The 20208-nt window shown below is 50.6% G+C and carries 23 protein-coding genes and 1 riboswitch; of the genes, 16 read left to right on the top strand and 7 right to left on the bottom strand.

Translation table 11 applies throughout. The features are described from left to right. Positions 1 to 6 precede the first annotated feature (6 nt). Genes ACFSUF_RS04890 through ACFSUF_RS04900 form a run of 3 tightly spaced genes read left to right on the top strand, consistent with a single transcriptional unit; the run spans position 7 to position 2634 of the window. The gene (locus tag ACFSUF_RS04890) at positions 7 to 1983 is read left to right on the top strand and encodes a peptidoglycan D,D-transpeptidase FtsI family protein (RefSeq protein WP_377600707.1); all 1977 of its coding nucleotides are present in this window, start codon (positions 7 to 9) and stop codon (positions 1981 to 1983) included. A 15-nt stretch (positions 1984 to 1998) separates the two neighbouring features. Next, positions 1999 to 2295 (top strand): hypothetical protein, encoded by a 297-nt coding sequence (locus tag ACFSUF_RS04895; protein WP_377600709.1) that lies wholly within the window; start codon positions 1999 to 2001, stop codon positions 2293 to 2295. Positions 2296 to 2319: 24 nt separating this feature from the next. Further along, positions 2320 to 2634, top strand: a complete 315-nt coding sequence (locus ACFSUF_RS04900; RefSeq protein WP_377600712.1) for a hypothetical protein — start codon at positions 2320 to 2322, stop codon at positions 2632 to 2634. 58 nt (positions 2635 to 2692) lie between these two features. Here the strand turns inward: ACFSUF_RS04900 and ACFSUF_RS04905 are convergent, their stop codons facing one another. Further along, positions 2693 to 2917, bottom strand: a complete 225-nt coding sequence (locus tag ACFSUF_RS04905; RefSeq protein WP_377600714.1) for a DUF2188 domain-containing protein — start codon at positions 2915 to 2917, stop codon at positions 2693 to 2695. Positions 2918 to 3092: 175 nt separating this feature from the next. On the opposite strand from ACFSUF_RS04905, the gene ACFSUF_RS04910 reads away from it, so the two are divergent. Beyond that, complete coding sequence (locus ACFSUF_RS04910) at positions 3093 to 3758, top strand: hypothetical protein (RefSeq protein WP_377600716.1); 666 nt, start codon at positions 3093 to 3095, stop codon at positions 3756 to 3758. A 234-nt stretch (positions 3759 to 3992) separates the two neighbouring features. On the opposite strand, the gene ACFSUF_RS04915 is transcribed toward ACFSUF_RS04910, so the two are convergent. Continuing rightward, positions 3993 to 4958: a Gfo/Idh/MocA family protein gene (locus ACFSUF_RS04915; RefSeq protein WP_377600718.1), complete on the bottom strand. Its 966-nt coding sequence runs from the start codon at positions 4956 to 4958 to the stop codon at positions 3993 to 3995. Positions 4959 to 5007: 49 nt separating this feature from the next. After that, a complete protein-coding gene (locus tag ACFSUF_RS04920) occupies positions 5008 to 5967 on the bottom strand; it encodes a D-2-hydroxyacid dehydrogenase (protein WP_377600721.1) in 960 nt (319 codons plus the stop codon). A 116-nt stretch (positions 5968 to 6083) separates the two neighbouring features. On the opposite strand from ACFSUF_RS04920, the gene ACFSUF_RS04925 reads away from it, so the two are divergent. Further along, positions 6084 to 6470 carry an MmcQ/YjbR family DNA-binding protein gene (locus ACFSUF_RS04925; protein WP_377600723.1) on the top strand — a complete coding sequence of 129 codons (387 nt, stop codon included), beginning with the start codon at positions 6084 to 6086 and terminating at the stop codon, positions 6468 to 6470. 139 nt (positions 6471 to 6609) lie between these two features. Here the strand turns inward: ACFSUF_RS04925 and ACFSUF_RS04930 are convergent, their stop codons facing one another. After that, a complete protein-coding gene (locus ACFSUF_RS04930; protein ID WP_377600725.1) occupies positions 6610 to 7986 on the bottom strand; it encodes a peptide MFS transporter in 1377 nt (458 codons plus the stop codon). Between the two features lie 225 nt (positions 7987 to 8211). Here ACFSUF_RS04930 and ACFSUF_RS04935 point away from each other — a divergent pair, with 225 nt between their 5' ends. From ACFSUF_RS04935 to ACFSUF_RS04975, 9 genes are all read left to right on the top strand, one after another. After that, positions 8212 to 8700, top strand: coding sequence for a GAF domain-containing protein (locus ACFSUF_RS04935; protein ID WP_377600728.1), 489 nt, complete (start codon positions 8212 to 8214; stop codon positions 8698 to 8700). Between the two features lie 79 nt (positions 8701 to 8779). Next, the gene (locus ACFSUF_RS04940) at positions 8780 to 8959 is read left to right on the top strand and encodes a hypothetical protein (RefSeq protein WP_377600729.1); all 180 of its coding nucleotides are present in this window, start codon (positions 8780 to 8782) and stop codon (positions 8957 to 8959) included. An 87-nt stretch (positions 8960 to 9046) separates the two neighbouring features. Next, a complete protein-coding gene (locus ACFSUF_RS04945; protein ID WP_377600731.1) occupies positions 9047 to 9904 on the top strand; it encodes an EcsC family protein in 858 nt (285 codons plus the stop codon). Between the two features lie 125 nt (positions 9905 to 10029). Further along, positions 10030 to 10908: a sugar phosphate isomerase/epimerase family protein gene (locus ACFSUF_RS04950; protein WP_377600733.1), complete on the top strand. Its 879-nt coding sequence runs from the start codon at positions 10030 to 10032 to the stop codon at positions 10906 to 10908. 229 nt (positions 10909 to 11137) lie between these two features. Further along, positions 11138 to 11977 carry an amino acid ABC transporter substrate-binding protein gene (locus ACFSUF_RS04955; RefSeq protein ID WP_377600735.1) on the top strand — a complete coding sequence of 280 codons (840 nt, stop codon included), beginning with the start codon at positions 11138 to 11140 and terminating at the stop codon, positions 11975 to 11977. Between the two features lie 16 nt (positions 11978 to 11993). Next, on the top strand, positions 11994 to 12671 hold the full coding sequence (locus tag ACFSUF_RS04960; RefSeq protein WP_377600737.1) for an amino acid ABC transporter permease: 678 nt from the start codon (positions 11994 to 11996) through the stop codon (positions 12669 to 12671). Positions 12672 to 12682: 11 nt separating this feature from the next. Beyond that, entirely contained in the window at positions 12683 to 13432 is a 750-nt protein-coding gene (locus ACFSUF_RS04965) for an amino acid ABC transporter ATP-binding protein (RefSeq protein WP_377600739.1), read from the top strand. A gap of 100 nt (positions 13433 to 13532) precedes the next feature. After that, positions 13533 to 13733: a hypothetical protein gene (locus ACFSUF_RS04970; protein WP_377600741.1), complete on the top strand. Its 201-nt coding sequence runs from the start codon at positions 13533 to 13535 to the stop codon at positions 13731 to 13733. 112 nt (positions 13734 to 13845) lie between these two features. Further along, entirely contained in the window at positions 13846 to 14655 is an 810-nt protein-coding gene (locus ACFSUF_RS04975) for a divergent polysaccharide deacetylase family protein (protein ID WP_377600743.1), read from the top strand. Between the two features lie 69 nt (positions 14656 to 14724). Here the strand turns inward: ACFSUF_RS04975 and ACFSUF_RS04980 are convergent, their stop codons facing one another. Continuing rightward, positions 14725 to 15276: a general stress protein gene (locus ACFSUF_RS04980; RefSeq protein WP_377600744.1), complete on the bottom strand. Its 552-nt coding sequence runs from the start codon at positions 15274 to 15276 to the stop codon at positions 14725 to 14727. Positions 15277 to 15745: 469 nt separating this feature from the next. Continuing rightward, a complete protein-coding gene (locus ACFSUF_RS04985) occupies positions 15746 to 16387 on the bottom strand; it encodes a DNA-binding response regulator (protein WP_377600746.1) in 642 nt (213 codons plus the stop codon). A gap of 239 nt (positions 16388 to 16626) precedes the next feature. On the opposite strand from ACFSUF_RS04985, the gene ACFSUF_RS04990 reads away from it, so the two are divergent. Further along, a complete protein-coding gene (locus ACFSUF_RS04990) occupies positions 16627 to 18387 on the top strand; it encodes an ABC transporter ATP-binding protein (RefSeq protein WP_377600748.1) in 1761 nt (586 codons plus the stop codon). 49 nt (positions 18388 to 18436) lie between these two features. On the opposite strand, the gene ACFSUF_RS04995 is transcribed toward ACFSUF_RS04990, so the two are convergent. Then, on the bottom strand, positions 18437 to 18973 hold the full coding sequence (locus ACFSUF_RS04995) for a hypothetical protein (RefSeq protein ID WP_377600750.1): 537 nt from the start codon (positions 18971 to 18973) through the stop codon (positions 18437 to 18439). Between the two features lie 171 nt (positions 18974 to 19144). Then, a riboswitch (cyclic di-AMP (ydaO/yuaA leader) is annotated at positions 19145 to 19278 on the top strand. A 6-nt stretch (positions 19279 to 19284) separates the two neighbouring features. Between ACFSUF_RS04995 and ACFSUF_RS05000 the strand changes: the two genes are divergently transcribed. Continuing rightward, positions 19285 to 20052, top strand: coding sequence for a CAP domain-containing protein (locus tag ACFSUF_RS05000; RefSeq protein WP_377600752.1), 768 nt, complete (start codon positions 19285 to 19287; stop codon positions 20050 to 20052). Positions 20053 to 20208 lie beyond the last annotated feature (156 nt).

Below are 20208 nucleotides of genomic sequence, written 5' to 3' on the forward strand. Positions count from 1 at the left end.
AATCATATGTTACGGCTTCATTTTTTCTTCTTCGCAGCCTTTATTATCTTTTCTGCTTTACTCCTTCGCCTAGCCATGCTGCAGTTTGTGGAAGGTCCGGCCATGTCCCGGATGGAAGACAGCCGTACCAGCAAATCCGTTTCCATTCCGCCGATCCGCGGCAATATTTTGGACAGGACAGGCCATCCGCTCGCTTATTCTACTTCAACGCAGTCGCTGTATTACCGGCTGGATACAAGCATGCCAAGGGAAGAGATTTTAACATTGGCTGAGCGCGTGTCCGGTATATTCAACAAGTACGGCCGCCATACTGCCGGGGAGAAAGTAATGACGCAGGAGGAAGTCCTGAAGGCGATGGATGCGGGCGTAGAGGCTGACGGAAGCGAGAAGGCCATTCTTAATTATGCTTTTGAACCCAGACGAATCAAATCGCAGCTAAGCAATGAGGAAATCGCTTATGTGATGGAGCACCGCGACGAGCTTCCAGGTGTGGAAATAGTGGAGGAGAGCATCCGGAATTATGATCCGGACACGGTAGCCGTACAGCTGGTCGGTTACCTGCGTCCGTATAATACAGCGGTAGGATCTATTGATTTTTACAGGGAAAAGGAGAAGCGGTTGAAAGAGGCCAAAGATTCGTCCGATGCCCTGAACAAGTACCTTATGATTGAGAATGTAGGCTTTGACGGTCTCGAGCTGATGTATCAGGAGGAATTGAGAGGGCGTAACGGGCTTAAAACTTACTCGGTCAACTCGGTGAACAATATTGTCGGTTCCGTAACGGTGCAGCCTCCGCAAAAAGGCCATAATCTGCACCTTACCATTGACAAACAGGTCCAGCTGGCAGCAGAGAAAGCCATCGTTCAGCACATTGACGTCATTAACCGCTCTTATGGAAACAAATTTCAATATGCGCCGAATGCCAAGTCTGGTTACGTAGTTGCCATGGAGGTAAACACCGGGAAAGTAGTGGCCATGGCCAGCATGCCGGATTATAACCCGGACATCTGGAAATCCGGCAGAATCAGCCCCGCTGTGTATAAGCAATTCCAGAAACGGATGTCCAACGGCACGATTCAAACATCCAAGTCGGAATGGCCGGACAACATTTTGAAAAATTACCCGACTTCAATCTTACCGCTGGGATCAACGCAGAAGCCTTTGACCGTGCTGGTCGGGTTGGCCGAAGGTGTCATCACGCCGGGCACCACTTATCAAGATACGGGGGTATTCCAGTACGGGAGAAAACCGGAAGAGCTGACGAACGCTGATAACCATGCGTACGGACCTCTCAAGCCTGCCGAGGCGATAGCAAAGTCATCCAACACGTTCATGGCCGCCATGGTCGGCAATAAACTGTATCAGAAGTATAAAGGAAGCAAATCCGTCGAGGTTTGGGACCGCTATATGAAGCAGTTTGGTCTGGGGGTTGTGACGGGAAGCGGGCTGCCGAACGAAAGCGACGGAACTGTAGACTATTTCCATGAAGCGAAGGCGGCTTCTCCGCAATCAGCGATGATCTTGGCATCCTTCGGCCAGCAGGCCCGGTATACGGCCTTGCAGCTGGCTCAGTATACAGCGATGCTGGCGAACCGTGGGAAGCGGATGAAACCGCAGTTTGTTGAGAAAATCACTACCAATGATAATCAGACATTGGTACGCGGATATAAGGCCGAAGTGTTGAACACGGTGTCCTTTCCAAAAAGGTATTGGGATATCGTGCAGGACGGGATGGAGCGCGTAAAGAAACAGGGGTTTGAAGGGTTTCCATACCAGGTAGCTTCCAAAACCGGAACGTCCCAGCAGGATGTCTGCAACCGCAAAGCGATTGAAAACGCGGTATTTATCGCCTATGCACCGGCTGACAACCCCAAGCTTGCCGTGGCCGTCGTAGTTCCCGACGGCGGATATGGCGGCTACGGCGCTGCGCCCATCGCCAGGAAAATATTTGACGCCTATGATCAGGCTGTCGGGTTAAAGTAGGGGAGAGAAGCTGCTATGAATTCCTATCAGAAAGGCGCTCTCCTTTTTTTTACAGTAATCATCGTCGGGTGGTTCGTCACTTCGCTTTCTCCGGACTTGGTCATCCGAAGATACATCTTATTTATGGGGCATCCGGTCCGCGCCGTAACAGCTCTTATCCCCGATTCAACCAGAAACGACCCGAAATACGGCCATTTATTTCTTCCGAGCGAAGGGTACCGGGAACAGGCTGCCGGGGGAGAGATGGATGTGTTTTACTTGAAGAAATTCGGTATCATCTGGGCAGTGGCGAGTGTAGGAACGGCACCTTGATTACTTTGGCAGGGAGTGAGCGTTGTGGCTAAAGACAACGTACAACATAAGGGGTTGGAATCCGAATTAGGCAGCAGTCAGAGCTCAGATCCATATAACCCTTTTCAGGATGCAACGATCCATCAGAGTGTGCAAACGGACCCTGTCTCTCGGCAACTGGATGTCCGGGAGGGGTTCAACGATGCGCTGAAACATGTGGATACAGTGAACGGGCACCGTCTGCCGAAGCAGCTGACCGACTTTCCGTCACGATGGAGAAAGGTACTCCGATGGGCGATCATAGCCTATATCCTGATGTTTGCCGCCTTCTTGCTGTATAGCACCTTTATAGACCGTTGATCCGATGTACACGAACAACCGCCGGGCGGCTGCCCGGCGGTTGTATGTCTTAGCTCGCTTACCCCTCAATGTGCCTTGGATCGTGACCGTAACTGTTCTTTTCCCGGAACCGGCCGTTCTCGCCCTGAATCGTATGCTCCAGCCCCCGCCTTTTCGCAATGCCGACCGCTGCCTCAATCGCTTCCTTTTGCGTTGGATATTTCCCGGCACCTTCCGGTTTCCCGTTAATTTCATTGACCCAGCTATCTCCATGCTTTAAGGTAACAATCGATTTGTTCGCCATGTTGTCCATCTCCTTGGTCTTATATCAATTTCTTACCTAGTACCCGTGGGGATGGAGGGTGAAACAAGTACTGTTTATGCACTCCCAAAAAAAGTATACTATGGATATGACGAAGTACGTCCTGTTTCTCTATTTAGGAGAGATAGGGCGTTTTTTATGCTGAGGAGGTTAAAAGATGTCGTTTGCGGATACTCATGCACAGTGGTTAAAGGAACATTTGTCAAGCAGGACGGGGGAGCATAAGGGTAGACTGGAAAGAGGTCACGGACATGGGGAGATCCTATTTTTGCAGCAGGTTTGGTGGCCTTTAAGGGGACATCTGCGCGATCTGCATCCGGAATTTGAAGTAATGGATTGGAGAGGGCGACCTTATTATGCTGACTTTTTGTGGATATCGGGGCAGGTTAAATTAGTGATTTTAATCAAAGGTTATGCGACTCACGTGAGGGACTTGGACAGGCGGGGCTTTTGCCGCGAGGTTAACCGTGAAACTTTTCTGCAATCGATCGGCTACCGAATCATTTCTTTTGCATACGACGATGTAGAAAAACGCCCTGATTTATGTATCACCTTGCTGCGAATGATGTTGAACCAGTTTGAAGCGGCGGACAAATCCACAACAAAATCCCGTTTAGAGGAAAAAGAAGTAGTCAGGCTTGCGTATAGATCGGCCGGTATTGTAACACCTCGGGTAGTAGCTGCTCATTTAAATGTAACTCCGAAAACTGCAAGACTTATTCTGAAAAGATTATGTCAACAAGGTATGCTTAAGCCCTTACTTGCCGGAAAAGGGGAGCGTGTCCATAAATATGAGCTGGCAAGGGTGAATTTGGATTGGTGAGGTAAATCCTGCATTTATAACATCCTTCACTTTCGCTAAAGGAGAAAACTTCCTCTATTCCAGCTGATTTTCCTGAAAAACATCAAATAAGGGAATAGATTACTCTTACTCCACCTAATTTAGCTGTTTTTGACTGAAAACCGAGGGAATAGAGGAAGAAATGTTACTTATACAGTTTGTATAGAGAAAATCATGGAAATTAGAGGCAGTAATTTCTTTTAATTCCTACCGAGGCTACTTGTTACTCAACTCTCCCACAATCCATTCGCAGATCCGATGCGTTTCCAAAGCGTCCCGAGGGGAGATGGACGTGCCGGAGGCAGCGCCGCTTCCGCCTGCATCAGCGGCATGGCTGCTGCCCTGAACAGCCTGACGGGCGCGGAGGACATCGTTGATAAAGCTGTCGATGATTTGTACAAAACCGCGCCGGTACAGGACCGGATCCCAGTCCTTGAAGCGGAGCAGCCGCTCTTCGCCGCCGGTGAAGCGGGAGGTCGTGTTCAGGTCATGGACGACCCACTTGTTGCCGGGGGACATGACCTCGAGCGTTTCTTCGTTTTTGCCGTTGTCTCGGTTCATTAGGCCCATCAAGGAGAAACCTTCGCCATCGAGATGGAGTACGAGGTGATGGAGACGGCTTTCCTTCTGCAGCGCCTTGACGCGCATCTCGGTAATTTCGCTGGGAGCAAGCCAGCGCACCGTATCGACGACATGAATGAAGTCGTCGAACACGAACCGGCGCACCTCGCCGGGAAGGTAGGTGCGGTTTTTCTGCATCAGCACAAGCCGGCGTTCATCTTCAGCCTTCAAGGCAGCAACCATGGGCGCGAACCGCCGGTTAAAACCGACAGCTAGCATGAGGGTCATGTTCTCCGCCAGTTCCACGAGGCGAAGCGACTCCGCATACGTGTAGGCGATGGGTTTATCCACATAGACATGAACGCCTGCCCGAAGAAGCTTCTCCACAATCTCAGGATGCGATTCGGTAGCCGTATGAACAAACGCGGCATCAATCCCGTGCAGCAGCAGCTCATCAACGGAAGCTGCTTTGTTCTGTATCCGGTACATGGACGAGACGTGCTCCAGCGTCTGCCTGTTTCGGGTACAGAACACCAACTCCACATCGTTTCGCGCCGTGATCACCGGCAAATAAGCTTTACATGCGATGTCGCCCAATCCGATGATTCCTAGTTTCAGCATGTCTGGATACTCCTTTATCAATCTGACCTATTCTGTATACAACAGCTAACTAGTACCCAAGCTTATAATCCATAAGATTCATCGACGGTTTTCCATGCTCTACGTAGCTCCGCAGGTTCGCGCTGAACAGCTCCGCTACCCGTTCCTTCAGGCGGTCCGTGTCGCCGCCGATATGGGGAGTGAGGATGACGTTGTCCATCGCCCACAACGGATGTTCCGGCGGAAGCGGCTCCGTCTCGAACACATCCAAGCCGGCGCCGCCGAGATGCCCCGAGCGCAGCGCCTCCATCAGCGCCTCCGTCCGCACGGACTTCCCGCGGCCGACGTTAACAAACCAGGCGCCCTGCTTCATCGCAGCGAAGCGGCCGACATCGAACAACCCTTCCGTTTCCGCGGTCAACGGAAGTACATTCACGACCGCGTCGCTGAGTGCGAGCACCTCGTCGAGCTGTGCCGGTTTATACATGTCTGTGACATGCGGAGCCGGAAGCCCGGAACGGCGCACGCCGATGACCTGCATGCCGAACGCCTCCGCCAGCCGCGCGATCTCGCTTCCGATCGCGCCGGCGCCGATGACAGCGAGCGTCCGTCCGCGCAGCTCCGTATAGACGGGACTGCTTTTCCAGACTGCTTCAGACTGTCTGCGCACCGCGTGGTGCAAGTTGCGGGACAGCATGAGCAGCATGCCGATGGCTGTCTCCGCCATCGGTACCGGATGCACATGGCACGCGTCCGTCAGCAGAATACCTCGTTGTTCCAACTGATCAAGCGGCATGTAATCGGCTCCGGAAGACCAAAGCTGAACCCAGCGAAGCTTGGATGGCTGGCGCAGCAAATGCTCCGTATAATCGGGACTCCAGCCGCAAAGAATTTCGGCTTCCTGCAATTCTGCCGGCGTGAAGTCCTTCGGCCGGCCAAATCGTACGTTCCAGCCGGGAGCGGCCTCACGTATAGCTGCTTCCTGTTCCGCGGTGAAGCCATGGAGCGCAATGATCGTGCGTTCTGTCATTGGTTTCTCATCCTTTCCATAATAAAACATGATAAGATAAGCATACCAAATTCTACCCGTTATTGTCGCGCGGCGGTGAATTGCGGGGTATGATGAAGCCATAAGGAGCGATTACTATGGACCGTCTGATCACAAGGGAAGATCATCTTGAACTGTTATCGAAAGTCCGCACGGCGGCACAAGTCTATCCAGAGGTGACGGAAGCCGTCGACGGGTTCGGGCATACTTCGTTTCGGGTGAAAAATAAACCGTTCATCATGCTCGGCGCTTCCGAGAATGGAATGTCCTGCTCGATTAAGACTTCCCCCGAAACACAAAGCATGCTGCTGCAGGGTAACGTATATACCCGGACACCCTATATCGGACAGCACGGGTGGGTGACGGTCTATCTATCCGAACGTACGGACTGGAAGGAACTTAAGGATCTGATCGAGGAAGCATACCATCGGACCGCTCCGCCCAAACTTCGTAAGCTGCATGCCGAACGTCAGGAGCGAACATGAGAAATGACCTTATCGAGGTCTTTCGAAGCGAGCGACCGCGTTCATGTGTAAGTCTCAGAAAACGTGTACTTTCATATGCGGTAAAAAAACGCAATTCCCCTCCACGACAGAGGGGAATTGCGGCTGTAACCCAACAATGTTATTCGCTTTCCATCATCCGGACAAGCTTTGGCGATAAAGCCAGAAGTACAAAACCCAAGGCAATGGCCATCACACCGATAACCAGGAATACCTCGAAGTAGCCGAGAGACTGCGTGAAAGCAGCCAGCTGCCCTCCCAAAATATTGGCCACACCGGTGCTGGCAAACCATACGCCCATGAGAAGTGAAGCTAATTTTAACGGAGCGATTTTGCTGACAAGAGAAAGTCCGACCGGAGATAAGGCCAGTTCCCCAAGCGTATGAAGCAGGTAGGTGAATACGATGAACAGCATATTCACTTTGTGTGTAATGTTCGCTTCATCTCCCCCGGATTGGGACACGGCAACAAGCAGTACCATATAACCCAGTCCGAGCAAAATCATCCCCAAAGCCATTTTAGTAGGCACTTTCAGATCTCCTCGCGGGGAGCGGGCCAATTTGAGCCATAATACCGAAACGGCGGGTGCCAGCAGGATGATCAAGAGCGGGTTCACCGATTGGAACCACGAAGTAGGCACGGTCCATCCGAACAAATCCCGGTCTACGAACTTCTCGGTATATAAGGTGAGGGAGCTGCCCGCCTGCTCGAACCCGGCCCAGAAGAACACGACAAAGCAAGTGATGATGATAATTACGGCCGTTCTCTGCCTTTCCCCCCGGGTCAGCGGTTCTCGGGATTTGGCTGCATCGGGGCCGGAGGCAGTGGCTGCCGTTTTTTTACCGATGTCCCCTAAATACCTGTTGCCTAATGTATTGAACAGAATCTGGCCGATGACCATGCCGATGGCCGCGGCAAGAAATCCGTACCGGAACCCGTATCTCACCACACCGTCTACCGTGGTCCTGAAGGCTTCCTCTGCCAAAAATCCGCACACGAGCGGAGCCAGAAACCCTCCCAAATTAATTCCCATATAAAAAATGGTAAACGCCGCATCGCGCCGCGGATCGTTCTTTCCGTACAGTTCCCCTACTAAGGTCGAAATATTGGGTTTAAAAAATCCGTTCCCGAAAATCAGAAGGGCAAGACCCAAATACAGACCGGTCCTGGAGTGGACGGCAAACAATGCGAAATTGCCCAGCGCCATAGAAATCCCGCCGATAGTAATGGCTAGCCTCCGGCCTAAAAAACGGTCGGACAGATAACCCCCGGCCATAGGTGTAAAGTAGGTTGCACCGGTATATAGTCCATATATGCTTAAAGCCGTCGCCTCGTTGTATCCCAGTCCTCCGGAGATCAACGCAGTTGTGAGGTACAATGTCAGAAGCGCCCTCATTCCATAAAAACTGAACCGTTCCCATAACTCGGTAAAAAATAGGAGATACAAACCTGGTGGATGTTTTGTATCTTGCTGCAATGCAGTATTTGCGGTAGTCATAGTATTCTCCTTTTTCTTCTAGTTTGCTGCGTAAAACTCACATTATACGCACAAAGAAACAAGGGCATCGTTCACGATACCCAAGTCACAAACAACTCCTATTTTGTAAAACAGCCCATAGGTTTTGAAACATCCAAAGTCTGGAGCACCTCTGTACCCGCCGCTTAGAACCTGATATAGTTACATCATCAATGGAGTCAGACTTATCTATTAGGAGGACGTAATATGTTTCATGCTTCAATGTACACTGGGAATCTGCAGGAAGATTATCAGCTTCTCGGCCGTCAGCTTCAGGCGCTGCTGGAGGACGAGCCTGACCGGATCGCCAATTTATCCAATACCGCTGCCTTGTTGAACCAATTTCTGGACCGGATCAATTGGGTAGGATTTTACTTATATGAAGAGAGTACGGAGCAGCTGGTTTTGGGGCCGTTTCAAGGGCTGCCCGCTTGCGTCCGTATTCCCATAAATAAAGGAGTTTGCGGCACGTCCGCAGCTAAACGTGAAACGATCCGTGTTGCGAATGTGCATGATTTCCCCGGTCACATTGCCTGCGATGCCGCTTCCCTTTCCGAAATCGTGATTCCTTTGATCTCAAATGGAAAGCTGATCGGCGTGCTGGATATCGACAGTCCTGAAGAAAACCGTTTCAGCAGTGAGGAACAGGTGGAACTGGAGCGTTTGGTGGATAAGTTGATGCCATATATCGCGTAATTTGTTGTTTCTTATTCCCGTCATAAGGGTAATTACTCTTTGAAATATTTTCACTAAGAAGATAGGGAATTGAGGAACCATGAATTTGAAGTACGATTACAGAAGTTTAAGTACGGCAGAGAGACAAATTTATGACTTGCTGACCACGTTTCGCATTGACACTGAGAACTATGAAGAATTGACCAAACGAAGCGGTTTTAGCGAATTTCATGTGAAAGCGGCTGTTCAGCTTCTGAAGTTGAAAGGGCTGCTGAAATGATATTGAACTCCGAAGGATGAGGCGGGGTTCATTTTTTTTTGCATCCGGACACGGAATACTACGTATTGGAATATAGGGGGTGTGTGTATGGCAGAACTACAGAATCCAACATCGGTACCCGATACACGGGAAGAGTTAATCCGGGCCATCCATGAAATCCGCAAATGGGAGTCGGAACAGAAAGATCTTTGGTTCTGGGAGAAACTCGGCAGACTTCCGTTCGTGCTGCTGGATAAATTGACCCCTGCCTTTGTGCAAAAAAAGATAGGGCTCATCGTCAACGAACTGGGCAGTTACATCCAGACCGGAGGACGTTATCTCATATCCAAAAAAGCGGTGCTTAGCCGCTTGGGAGCAAGCGGGGAGGCTTTGGGGTCAGATCTTATGGAACGGCTGCCCTTAAGCCGGATGGATCAGGCCGCCGATAAGCTGGCACGAGACCGTTCCGGGTTCGCTGCCGTTCAAGGGGCTGCAACCGGGTTTGGCGGGGTATTTACTCTGGCAGCGGATATTCCTGCTGTACTGGGACTTTCCCTAAAATGCATAGGCGAAATTGCCCTGTGCTACGGGTATGATCCTCATGAGAAACAGGAACGGATTTTCGCCGTGAAAGTGCTTCAGTTCGCTTCTTCGGATATTGTAGGTAAGAAAGCGGTTTTGGACGAACTTTCTGCCTTTCATTCAGGAGAAGGGCCGCGCCAAGTCATTTCAGAATTAAAAGGCTGGATGGAAGTTGTACAAGTTTACCGTGATAACTTCGGCTGGAAGAAGCTGTTTCAGATGGTTCCCGTGGCAGGCATGGTGTTTGGATCGCTGATCAACCGGAGTACGCTGCAGGATGTGGCGGAAGCAGGGAAAATGCTGTACCGGAAACGGAGAGCGATGGAGCGGCTGGAGCTGTTGGATTCACCTAAAATATCTGATTCTGAAATTTCTCCTGAATGAAACGAACTGTTCGTTTAAGGACGGCGCCGGCCGTTGTCACCTTGGAGAGAGGCTTGGTAATCTGAGGAAAGAACTTCTTTTATTTGAGATGACGCTGCTTTTTAAGTAAAAAGGAGGGACGGCAAATGAAGTTGAACAATAAGATCGGCGTGATTGTGGACAGTTTCAAATCAGGTGTGAGAGAAGGGCTTATCAAAGCGAAGCAGGCCGGGGCGGATGGCGTGCAGATTTATGCGGTATCCGGGGAGATGGATCCTGCGGCGTTGAACCCTCAGCAAAGGCGGGAACTTCGTAAATACATCGGGAGCCTCGGACTGGAAGTGTCGGCGCTTTGCGGAGACTTAGGTGGCCACGGGTTTCAGGATCGTGCGGCAAATCGGGCCAAAGTGGAACAATCTAAACGTATTATGGATTTGGCGCTGGATTTGGGAAGCCCGATTGTTACAACCCATATTGGTATCATCCCTGAAGATAAGAACAGTGAAGTGTATGCAGCCCTCCATGATGCCTGCACTGAGCTGGGGAATTATGCAAAAAGCGTGAATGCCTATTTTGCCATCGAAACCGGGCCGGAGACCGCCGCTCATTTGAAACAGTTTCTCGATTCCCTGCCTACGAACGGGGTTTCCGTAAATTTTGATCCGGCGAATATGGCAATGGTTACAGGGGATGATCCGGTTCAAGGCGTATATTTGCTTAAGGACTATATTGTACATACGCATGCCAAGGACGGTGTCCGGTTAAGGAGTATCGACCCCCGGGATGTGTACGGTTTTTACGGATACGAGGGGATGAATCATGCACACATAGCGGAGATGGCCGAACAAGGCGAGGCTTTTCGTGAAGTACCGTTAGGCAAGGGCAGCGTGGATTTCGACTCTTACTTTCAGGCGCTGCAGGACATTGGATATGAGGGTTACCTGACCATTGAGCGGGAAGTGGGAGAGAATCCGGAAGAGGACATCCGTAACGCCGTTCAATTCATAAAACAATATCGATCGTAAAAGGGAGATTCTTGCGGCACATCTGCGGGTAATACGCGGTGTGCTATTTTTTTCGTCTGAAACGGATCGCCCCATTAAGGATAAATTGTCAATTCATAGGCAACCTAGAAAGGTATACCTCTCGAAAATCAGCAGCGTGCAAAATTAAATTTGACGAAATTTGTCGGAGTGAGTATAATTCGTACTATTCCACTAGGGATTTTAAAAAAACATCAAGGGGATGAAGGTAATGAGAAAAGGATTCACGTTTGCAATGTTGATGCTCGTACTGGCTATGGTGGTCAGTGCCTGCGGAAACAATAACAATACAGGCAACAAGGGCAACAATTCCGCCGGAAACAACGGGGGCAATGCAGCTGCACCGGCTAATCTGCTGGAGCAGATCAAGAAGGATGGCACCCTGCGTATCGGTACGGAAGGGACTTATGCTCCTTTTACATTCCATGACAAGAGCGGCGCACTGACAGGCTTTGACGTGGAAATCGCCCAGGAAGTAGCGAAGCGCCTTGGGGTAAAGGCAGAATTTATCGAAACGAAATGGGACGGCATGTTTGCCGGACTGGATGCGAAGCGCTTTGATATGGTAGCCAATCAGGTATCGATCCGCGACGACCGGAAAGAGAAATATGATTTTTCCGATCCTTATATCACTTCCAAAGCTGTGTTGATGGTGCATAAGGACAACGATGACATCAAATCACTTGACGACTTGAAAGGCAAAAAGTCCGGACAGTCGCTTACGAGCGATCTCGGTGACATTGCAAAAAGCCATGGAGCGGAAATTGTTCCTGTCGACGGTTTCAACCAGGCGATGGAACTTCTCATTTCCAAACGAATCGATGCAACGATCAATGACTCTCTGTCCTTCCTGGACTTCAAAAAGCAGCGTCCCGACGTTCCGGTAAAAGTAGTAGCCGAAACAGAGAATGCGTCGCAAAGCGGGCTGTTGATAAGAAAGAACAGTAAAGAACTGGTAGACGCTGTAAACAAGGCGCTTGCTGACATGACGGCGGACGGAACGTATCTGAAGATCTCCAACAAGTATTTCGGGGAAGACGTATCGAAATAGAAACAGGTGATAGCGAATGAACGATAGAACGGAACGGATCATTCAAATCCTTATGGATTCTTTCTGGCCGATGCTGAAAGCGGGATTGCAGTTTACCATCCCGCTTACCATCGTCTCTTTTATTCTAGGACTTATTCTTGCATTTCTTACGGCTCTTGCCCGGATGTCCGGGGTGAAGCTGCTGGAGTGGCCTGCCCGCTTTTATGTATGGATTATCCGCGGCACTCCGTTGATCGTGCAGTTGTTTATTATATTCTACGGGCTTGCAAGCGTTGGTATAAGGATTGACCCGTTTCCCGCAGCAGTGATCGGATTTACGCTAAGTGTCGGCGCCTATAACTCTGAAGTAATCAGGGCTGCATTGCAGTCTATTTCTAAAGGACAATGGGAGGCGGCTTACGCAGTAGGCATGACCGGCAGGCAGGCGCTGAGGCGTATTATTGTGCCTCAGGCGGTCCGTGTGGCTGTGCCGCCCTTGGGCAATTCTTTTATCAGCTTAGTTAAAGATACGTCTCTCGCGGCAACAGTAACTGTTGCAGAAATGTTTCAGATCTCGCAGAGGATCACAGCTGCCACCTATGAACCTCTTTGGCTGTACATTGAAGCGGCCTTTATCTACCTGATGTTCAGTACCGTACTCTCGACATTACAAGGATATTTAGAACGGCGTAACGACCGTTATGTTTCCAAATAGGAGGCGGCCAAATGATTACGATGCAAGGGCTGCACAAAAAGTTCGGCGATCTTGAAGTGCTTAAAGGCGTGGATCTGAAAGTATCGAAAGGAAGTACAGTAGTTATCATCGGTCCGTCCGGTTCCGGCAAAACCACGCTGCTGCGCTGTATCAATTTGCTGGAGATTCCTACCGAAGGGGTCGTAGAAATCGGCAATCAGTCCATCCGGTTTAGTCCGGATGCGAAAGTGACGAAAACCGATATCCTTTCCATGCGCAGAAAGACGGGCATGGTGTTTCAGGGCTACAACCTGTTTCCCCACAAAACCGTGCTTCAGAATGTGATGGAAGGACCTGTTACGGTGTTAAAAAAACCATCCGCTCAAGCAGCGGCGGAAGCGAAGGAACTGCTCGCTAAAGTGGGACTTGCCGATAAAGCCGACCAGTTCCCGCATCAGCTGTCAGGCGGACAGCAGCAGCGAGTAGGCATTGCCCGTGCTTTGGCTATGGAGCCGGAGGTCATTTTGTTTGATGAACCGACTTCTGCTTTGGACCCGGAGCTGGTAGGCGAAGTGTTGAAGGTAATGAAAGAAGTGGCGTCGGAAGGCATCACGATGGTGGTTGTTACGCATGAAATGCGTTTTGCCCGGGATGCTGCGGATAAAGTGGTGTTCATGGATCAGGGGATCATCGTTGAGGAAGGCCCGCCGGAGTATATTTTCGAACAGTCACAGAATCCAAGAACGCGGACTTTTTTGAACCGGATCTCATCGATTGAATAGGTGATTTGATGCGGCACAAGTTTGCAAACCTATTGTTTTGTACCTAAGCTAGCGTTATAATTTGGGGACAAACCTATGTTGAGATAAAGGATGTTGATTCATGAGCCTCGTCGATCTTTCCGGTGTCACTCCGCAGTTTTTTCTATTGGCGGTCATTTTCATCTTGTTGATTGGATCGCTGTTCAGCTTTGGTGTGCTTCGTTTTTTTCAAAAACGGGTCAGAGACAGCCTGCTTAGCTTCGGACTTGCTATCGCGGCATTCGTTGTTATGTGTGTTAAATTTTTCGGAACGTCAGGGTAACCGTATCTTTCAAGAAAACAGCTTTTCCTTCGGGAAAGGCTGTTTTTTATTGGGCGGAATTGGGAAAGCTAAAGGCCCGCAACCCAATTGGAATTTGGAAGGAGCATGGGCTATGAAGTTAGTAAAGAGGTGGAAGCTGCTTCTCGTGTCGCTGTGCGCTATAACGATAAGTTGTTACATGCTGCCCACTTTATCGGCTGCCTCAGCGGTGCCTGCAGAGATGTACACCCAGGCGGAAAAAAGGATTGCCGTAGTCATCGATGATTTCGGCAATAACATGAAGGGAACGGAAGAAATGCTGAAGCTGCCGATACCTTTGACTGTGGCGGTGATGCCGCTGCTGCCTTCTTCCCGCCGGGATGCGGAAACCGCGCACCGTCTCGGTAAAGAGGTCATCGTTCATCTTCCGATGGAACCGGTCCGCGGCAAAAAAAGTTGGCTGGGACCCGGCGCGATTACAACCGATCTGACAAATGAAGAAATTCGCTCGAGAGTGCTGGCGGCCATTGACAGCGTTCCTTTTGCGGTGGGGATGAATAACCATATGGGTTCCAAAGCTACGGCAGACCCTCGTGTGATGAAAGTCGTACTGGAGGTCTGTAAGGACAAAGGGTTGTTTTTCCTGGACAGCAGGACCAGCTTTAAAAGCGTGATCCCGCAAGTCGCTGAACAAGTGGGGGTGCCTGTGGTCAGGAACGCGGTATTTCTGGACGATGTGTATTCAGCCGCCCATGTGTCCAAACAAATTTCCAAATTGAAAATGTACCTGGATTCTCATCAAACCTGTGTAACCATCGGGCATGTGGGGCCTCCCGGGAAAATTACGTCCGCCTTGCTGGCCCAATCGATCCCTACGTTCAAAACCACCCGGTTCGTAACCGTGTCCGAATTACTACCGAAGCCGTTACCTCAGATACCCTGAGAGGACAGCAGGGCAAAAAGAAAAGCACAGAACGGTTTCGTTCTGTGCTTGTTGCTGTGTAGTTAACAATTAAAGCAAAGTGCGGTCCGATCCGTAAGTTGTGCCTACTCTTGAGTCGTAATTACCATACGTGTCGGAGTTCAAAGCGCCATGGGAACGGAAGATGTCATATACGCGGGCTTCACGGTCCGCCTCGGCGTTGACAATCACGAGCAGCTTGTCATTATCGACATACTCGTTATACCGTTCCGCCTCGTCTTCCGGAATGCCGAGGCCGATCAATCCGCCGACCAGCGTACCTGCACCAGCTCCAACCGCTGCGCCGGTAAGCGTCGCTGCAATCGGCCCCGCCGCCAGCAGAGGCCCGATACCTGGAATCGCCAGCAAGCCGATACCCGCCAGCAGTCCAGTCACACCGCCGATCACACCGCCCGTTGCGGCGCCAGTAGCCATACCTTCCGGTACGCTGGAACCCGTCTCCTCGCTAATCGTCTCCAAATGATCCTTATTCCGGCTCACAATAGAAATGTCATCGGAATGATAGCCCAACGCCTTCAATTCCTCAATCGCCCGAATTGCTTCATCCCTTGTATCAAACGCGCCAACAATATGCTTCTTCATTCTTCTCGACCTCCTAGTTTAGTTGTGTTGTTGTTCATAGCATTACTTAAACATGTCCGGTCGAAGTTAAACGGGCAATCTTAATGTGATGTGACCGAGTAAGTACCTATGCAGATATGCTGCTTCCCTTCTAGCGCCCAAAAGTACCGTTACAAGAGTGCCCGTGCCCCTGTAGTGCCAAAAAATACCGTTACAGAAGTGCCGGTGTCCCTGTAGCGCCCAAAAGTACCGTTACAGAAGTGCCGGTATCCCTGTAGCGCCCAAAAGTACCGTTACAGATGCACCAGTGCCTCTGTAGCGCTCAAAAGTACCGTTACAAGAGTGCCGAAGCCCCTGTAGTGCCCAAAAGTACCGTTACAGATGCATCAGTGCCCCTATAGCGCCCAAAAGTACCGTTACAGAAATGCTAGTGCCGCTGCAGCGCCCAAAAGTACCGTACCAGATGCATTCGTGCTCTTCTAAGGTAAACCTAAAGCATGGATTTCCTCCACCGCTCCAAAAAAGACGGGTTGAGCAGGTATGCATGTACTCTCCTGCGGCCCGGTAGGAGTCGATTTAATACTTGTTTCGCTGTTAGCGCTTTTAATATCTTTCTTACTGACTTGGGACTGAGGCCGAGTAAATCGCTGATCTCTTTAGTTGTTAATCTGTATTTACCCGACACACTTACATAGCGCAGTACTTCTTTCTCTTTTAAGCTAAATTGATAATCCTCCACTCCCGAACCGCCCCCAGCACCGAAGAAAGTGCCCAGCCACTGCTGAAGGAACTGCTGGCATTGGCGGGGGCGTTCTTTGATGTCGTCGTAGGAGATCCGAAACACTTTCCAACCGTCCAGAACCAGCTGGTTCTGTCGGTTCAAACCGTCCGCAAACCGCTGGCGGTCGATGTTCCTGACATGAGGCCCGAATCCGTCGATTTCGATACAAATCCGGTGAGGCCCCCGCAAGTAAGCGAAGTCCAAAAACCGAGACCCGTCGCGGAAATCCGCCACTTCATATTCGGCATGAAGCTGTCGAAGTGCCCCGCAACCGGCCACCAAACCTGCTTCAGAAACGCCTTTTCGGCGTATCCATGTTCCTCTAACCGGCGTTTCCGCTCCCCGTCGCAAGAGCTCAGCTGCCTACACATCCAATCCTCGTATATCTCCTCCATATCCAGTTCCTCCTTTGCGCAATAAACGCAAAAAACCGCCTCTCCCAGTAAGGAAGAAGGCGGTGTGCTTCACACGCATAGTCATATTCATTCATCATAACCCAGTCCAATCCCTCCTGTCAAAACCGTTACCGCCCGGCTCTTGCTTTCCGGTACTTACATGACTATAGTGTAGTAACGGGAGGTGTACATGTATTGTCCAGTTTTAAATCATACTTAACCTTTGTAAAGCCATACAGGCGCATGGTCATAATTACAGTCCTGATCGGTATGGTGAAGTTCGGAATTCCGCTGACTTTGCCGATCATTATGAAATATGTAGTCGACGATCTGCTTTTGGGACCAATGCCGGCGGACGAGAAAATTAGCAAGCTGCTGACTGTTATGGCGGGGGCTTTTGCTTTATTTGTCGTGGTTAGAGCACCGGTAGAGTATATCAGGCAGTATTTCGCGCAAAAAACGACCAGCCGGATCCTGTTCGATCTGAGAAGCAAGCTGTATGACCATATTCAAAAACTCTCGCTCCGCTACTACCACAACCGCAAAGTAGGCGAGATCATCTCCAGAATGATCAACGACGCCGAACAGACGAAGAGCCTGGTCGAGACCGGCATGATGAACATTTGGCTGGATTTGTTCACGCTCACGATCGCTATCGGCTTTATGTTCACCCTGGATCCGGGGTTGACGCTTGTTTCCATCGCGATTTTCCCTTTTTACGGGATTGCCGTGAAAAAATTATACAAACAGCTCCGATTCCTCTCCCGGTCCCGCTCGCAGGCATTGGCGGAAATGCAGGGATACCTGTACGAGAGGGTAAACGGGATCCCCGTTATTAAGAGTTTCACCCTAGAGGAACACGAAAAAAGCCAGTTTAACCGAAAGAACGGGCACTTTCTGGAGAGGGCGCTGGCCCTGACCCGGTGGAATGCCATGACGAATTCCATAATTAATACGCTTACAGACATCGCTCCGCTGTTGGTTATCAGCTACGGCGGCTATCAGGTAATCCAGGGAAATATAAGTGTCGGTTCCCTGGTTGCCTTCTTTGCCTATCTTGACCGGTTATATTCGCCGCTTCGCAGGCTGGTGAACTCTTCAACCGAACTGACCCAGGCCTCGGCTTCGCTTGACCGTGTCATGGAGCTGCTTCATGAACCATATGACATATCGGATTCGCCGGGCGCCCGGCCGCTGCAAAGGGTGCAGGGGGGGATCAGTTTCAACAATGTTCACTTTAAATACAATCCGGACGGAGAATGGGTGCTAAAGGGGATTGATTTGGATATAGAGCCGGGACAGACGGTTGCTTTTGTAGGCATGAGCGGGGGAGGCAAATCCTCATTGATCAGCCTGCTTCCCCGCTTTTACGATATTCAGGAAGGAGCGATCCGGATAGACGGGACAGATATCCGCAGCGTGACCATCCACAGCTTAAGGAGCCAAATCGGCATGGTTCTTCAGGATAATCTGTTGTTCAGCGGCTCTGTTCGCGAAAACATTCTGTTCGGGCGCCCGGACGCAACGGAAGAGGAAATCATCCAGGCGGCTCAGGCGGCGAATGCGCACGAATTTATCACCGGGCTTCCAAATGGATACGAGACGGAAATCGGGGAAAAAGGCGTGAAACTGTCCGGCGGCCAAAAACAAAGGGTTGCTATTGCCAGAGTATTTTTAAAAGACCCGCGTATCCTTGTGCTGGATGAGGCGACTTCCGCCTTGGATCTGGAATCGGAACACCTTATTCAGGCTTCTCTGGAGTCGTTGGCACGTGACCGTACTACGCTGATTGTCGCGCATAGACTGTCCACGATCACCCATGCGGACCAAATCGTACTGATTGAGCACGGTGAAATCAAGGAAAAAGGGAAGCACGAAGAGCTGATGAGATTGGACGGAGCTTACGCGAGACTGTTTAATGTCCAAAATTTAAACGCACCGGAACCAACTTTATAATCTCAATAGAAGAGCTGCCGGCTAGTAAGCCGGCAGCTCTTTTGTCGATTCAATAAGGAGTAGGGAAAGGTCCGAGGAAGATCAGCCTTAAAGAGACACGGTCAAACGGAATGAGCGGAACGAACAGGGAACTGCCCGTGATCAGCCTGCCGTTTACTCTCAGCTCATAACCTACCTGATAGCCGATGCGAATGCCGGAAACGGCCCGAATCTGTCCGCCAATACCGAATTGGACCTGGCCGGTTTCAAGCAGTGCTTGATACAGTGTGATGCCTGGAAAAAACCGGACACTGTACGTTCTAGGGAAGATTGGGATCGATCGATCTCCCGAAATGGTTACCTGAATGGAAGAGACCGGTCCGGGGCCGGGATACGGCGGGAATGGTCCAGGGAACGGTCCAGGGAACGGTCCTGGTCCAGGGTAAGGCGGGCGGGGCCGGGGTCGGGGCCGGGGCGTCGGGAATGTTCCGGTCCCGGTTCCAGATTCAGGTCCGGGTCCCGGGCTGGGAAACAAGGACCGGGAGCTGGCATCGCCAGTGGAGAACGGCTGGCCGGACGATTCATTGTGCCAATCGTATTGCGTCATGTGGCATAAACTCCTTTGCCGGTAAAATGTCATGGAATACGATATGCTAAATGGCGCCTATGGGTGTTTGTACCGTAGCTGAAATGCCCAGTTGCCTCGAAAAATATCCAATTGCCAACATTTTCACAATGAATCCCAGTTTCCCCCGTGGTAAGCTGTTACATGTCCAACACAACATAAAGGCCGAAGCTCATAAGTGAGCGCGGGGAACCCACAGTTTTGGGGTGAAGCCGCATTTGCGGCGGGGCAGACTCTTCCGTCCCTAACCCGTCAGCTAACCTCGCAGGCCGAATTCGAAGGGAGAAGATTTTATGAAACTATTGGACTTGAAAAAAATGGCGCTTACAGGCGTAATCGCTTTAACGCCGGTGCTAGGAGCCGGAGCTGCGTTTGCCGAAACAGGTACGCCTGCTGTGCAAACGTATCAAGTGAAGGTGAACAGTAACTTGTATACGGTTGCGGTTAACCCGCAAATGTTGCATCCGGATCTGGTCTGGCCCGGATTTATCGTCAAACTGCCGCAATTGCAGCAGCCTGTCGTGCAGCAGCCTGTAAAGCCGCAGCCGATCCCGCAAAAACCTGCAGTGCCGCAGCCGGCCCCGCAAAAACCGGTTCCGCAAAAGCCTCCGGTACAGAAGCCTGTTGAGCAGCCGGCAGTACAACAGCCAACAGCGCCAAAACCGGTACCGCAGCAGCCTGTAGCCTCTGCTGACAGCAGCTATGTCAAAGAAGTAGTGAGCCTTGTGAATCAGGAGCGCGCCAAAGCCGGTCTAAAGCCCGTTGCTTTCGACACTGCCTTATCCAAAATGGCACATGACAAAGCAGTAGATATGTACAATAAAAATTACTTTGACCATAATTCACCTACGTACGGTTCGCCGTTCGATATGATGAATTCCTATGGAATCAAATACTCTACTGCCGGTGAGAACATCGCTAAAGGCCAGCAGTCGCCGCAACAAGTCATGAACGACTGGATGAACAGCCCGGGCCACCGTGCCAACATCCTCAACGGCAGCTTCACCAAAATCGGTGTAGGTTATTACCAAGGCGAGTGGGTACAGGAATTTATCGGGTAAGCCATCATTATTTTATAACATAAGTACACATCAAGGGACTTCTGCACATTCGCAGAAGTCCTTTTTGTGGATTCCAAGCCTCCAAGATTTAAAATTGTAAAAACGGGGTAATTACTTGAAGCTACGGCAACTATTCAACCTAGGGAAGGAAGTGTT

Origin of the sequence: Paenibacillus gansuensis, from assembly GCF_042684925.1 — a bacterium.
GTDB lineage: Bacteria > Bacillota > Bacilli > Paenibacillales > DY6 > Paenibacillus_N > Paenibacillus_N gansuensis.

Coding starts and splice junctions, on each gene's coding strand:
- ACFSUF_RS04890 (WP_377600707.1), top strand. CDS start 7: ATGTTACGGCTTCATTTTTTCTTCTTCGCAGCCTTTATTATCTTTTCT.
- ACFSUF_RS04895 (WP_377600709.1), top strand. CDS start 1,999: ATGAATTCCTATCAGAAAGGCGCTCTCCTTTTTTTTACAGTAATCATC.
- ACFSUF_RS04905 (WP_377600714.1), bottom strand. CDS start 2,917: ATGGCGAACAAATCGATTGTTACCTTAAAGCATGGAGATAGCTGGGTC.
- ACFSUF_RS04910 (WP_377600716.1), top strand. CDS start 3,093: ATGTCGTTTGCGGATACTCATGCACAGTGGTTAAAGGAACATTTGTCA.
- ACFSUF_RS04915 (WP_377600718.1), bottom strand. CDS start 4,958: ATGCTGAAACTAGGAATCATCGGATTGGGCGACATCGCATGTAAAGCT.
- ACFSUF_RS04920 (WP_377600721.1), bottom strand. CDS start 5,967: ATGACAGAACGCACGATCATTGCGCTCCATGGCTTCACCGCGGAACAG.
- ACFSUF_RS04925 (WP_377600723.1), top strand. CDS start 6,084: ATGGACCGTCTGATCACAAGGGAAGATCATCTTGAACTGTTATCGAAA.
- ACFSUF_RS04930 (WP_377600725.1), bottom strand. CDS start 7,986: ATGACTACCGCAAATACTGCATTGCAGCAAGATACAAAACATCCACCA.
- ACFSUF_RS04935 (WP_377600728.1), top strand. CDS start 8,212: ATGTTTCATGCTTCAATGTACACTGGGAATCTGCAGGAAGATTATCAG.
- ACFSUF_RS04940 (WP_377600729.1), top strand. CDS start 8,780: ATGAATTTGAAGTACGATTACAGAAGTTTAAGTACGGCAGAGAGACAA.
- ACFSUF_RS04945 (WP_377600731.1), top strand. CDS start 9,047: ATGGCAGAACTACAGAATCCAACATCGGTACCCGATACACGGGAAGAG.
- ACFSUF_RS04950 (WP_377600733.1), top strand. CDS start 10,030: ATGAAGTTGAACAATAAGATCGGCGTGATTGTGGACAGTTTCAAATCA.
- ACFSUF_RS04955 (WP_377600735.1), top strand. CDS start 11,138: ATGAGAAAAGGATTCACGTTTGCAATGTTGATGCTCGTACTGGCTATG.
- ACFSUF_RS04960 (WP_377600737.1), top strand. CDS start 11,994: ATGAACGATAGAACGGAACGGATCATTCAAATCCTTATGGATTCTTTC.
- ACFSUF_RS04965 (WP_377600739.1), top strand. CDS start 12,683: ATGATTACGATGCAAGGGCTGCACAAAAAGTTCGGCGATCTTGAAGTG.
- ACFSUF_RS04970 (WP_377600741.1), top strand. CDS start 13,533: ATGAGCCTCGTCGATCTTTCCGGTGTCACTCCGCAGTTTTTTCTATTG.
- ACFSUF_RS04975 (WP_377600743.1), top strand. CDS start 13,846: ATGAAGTTAGTAAAGAGGTGGAAGCTGCTTCTCGTGTCGCTGTGCGCT.
- ACFSUF_RS04980 (WP_377600744.1), bottom strand. CDS start 15,276: ATGAAGAAGCATATTGTTGGCGCGTTTGATACAAGGGATGAAGCAATT.
- ACFSUF_RS04995 (WP_377600750.1), bottom strand. CDS start 18,973: ATGACGCAATACGATTGGCACAATGAATCGTCCGGCCAGCCGTTCTCC.
- ACFSUF_RS05000 (WP_377600752.1), top strand. CDS start 19,285: ATGAAACTATTGGACTTGAAAAAAATGGCGCTTACAGGCGTAATCGCT.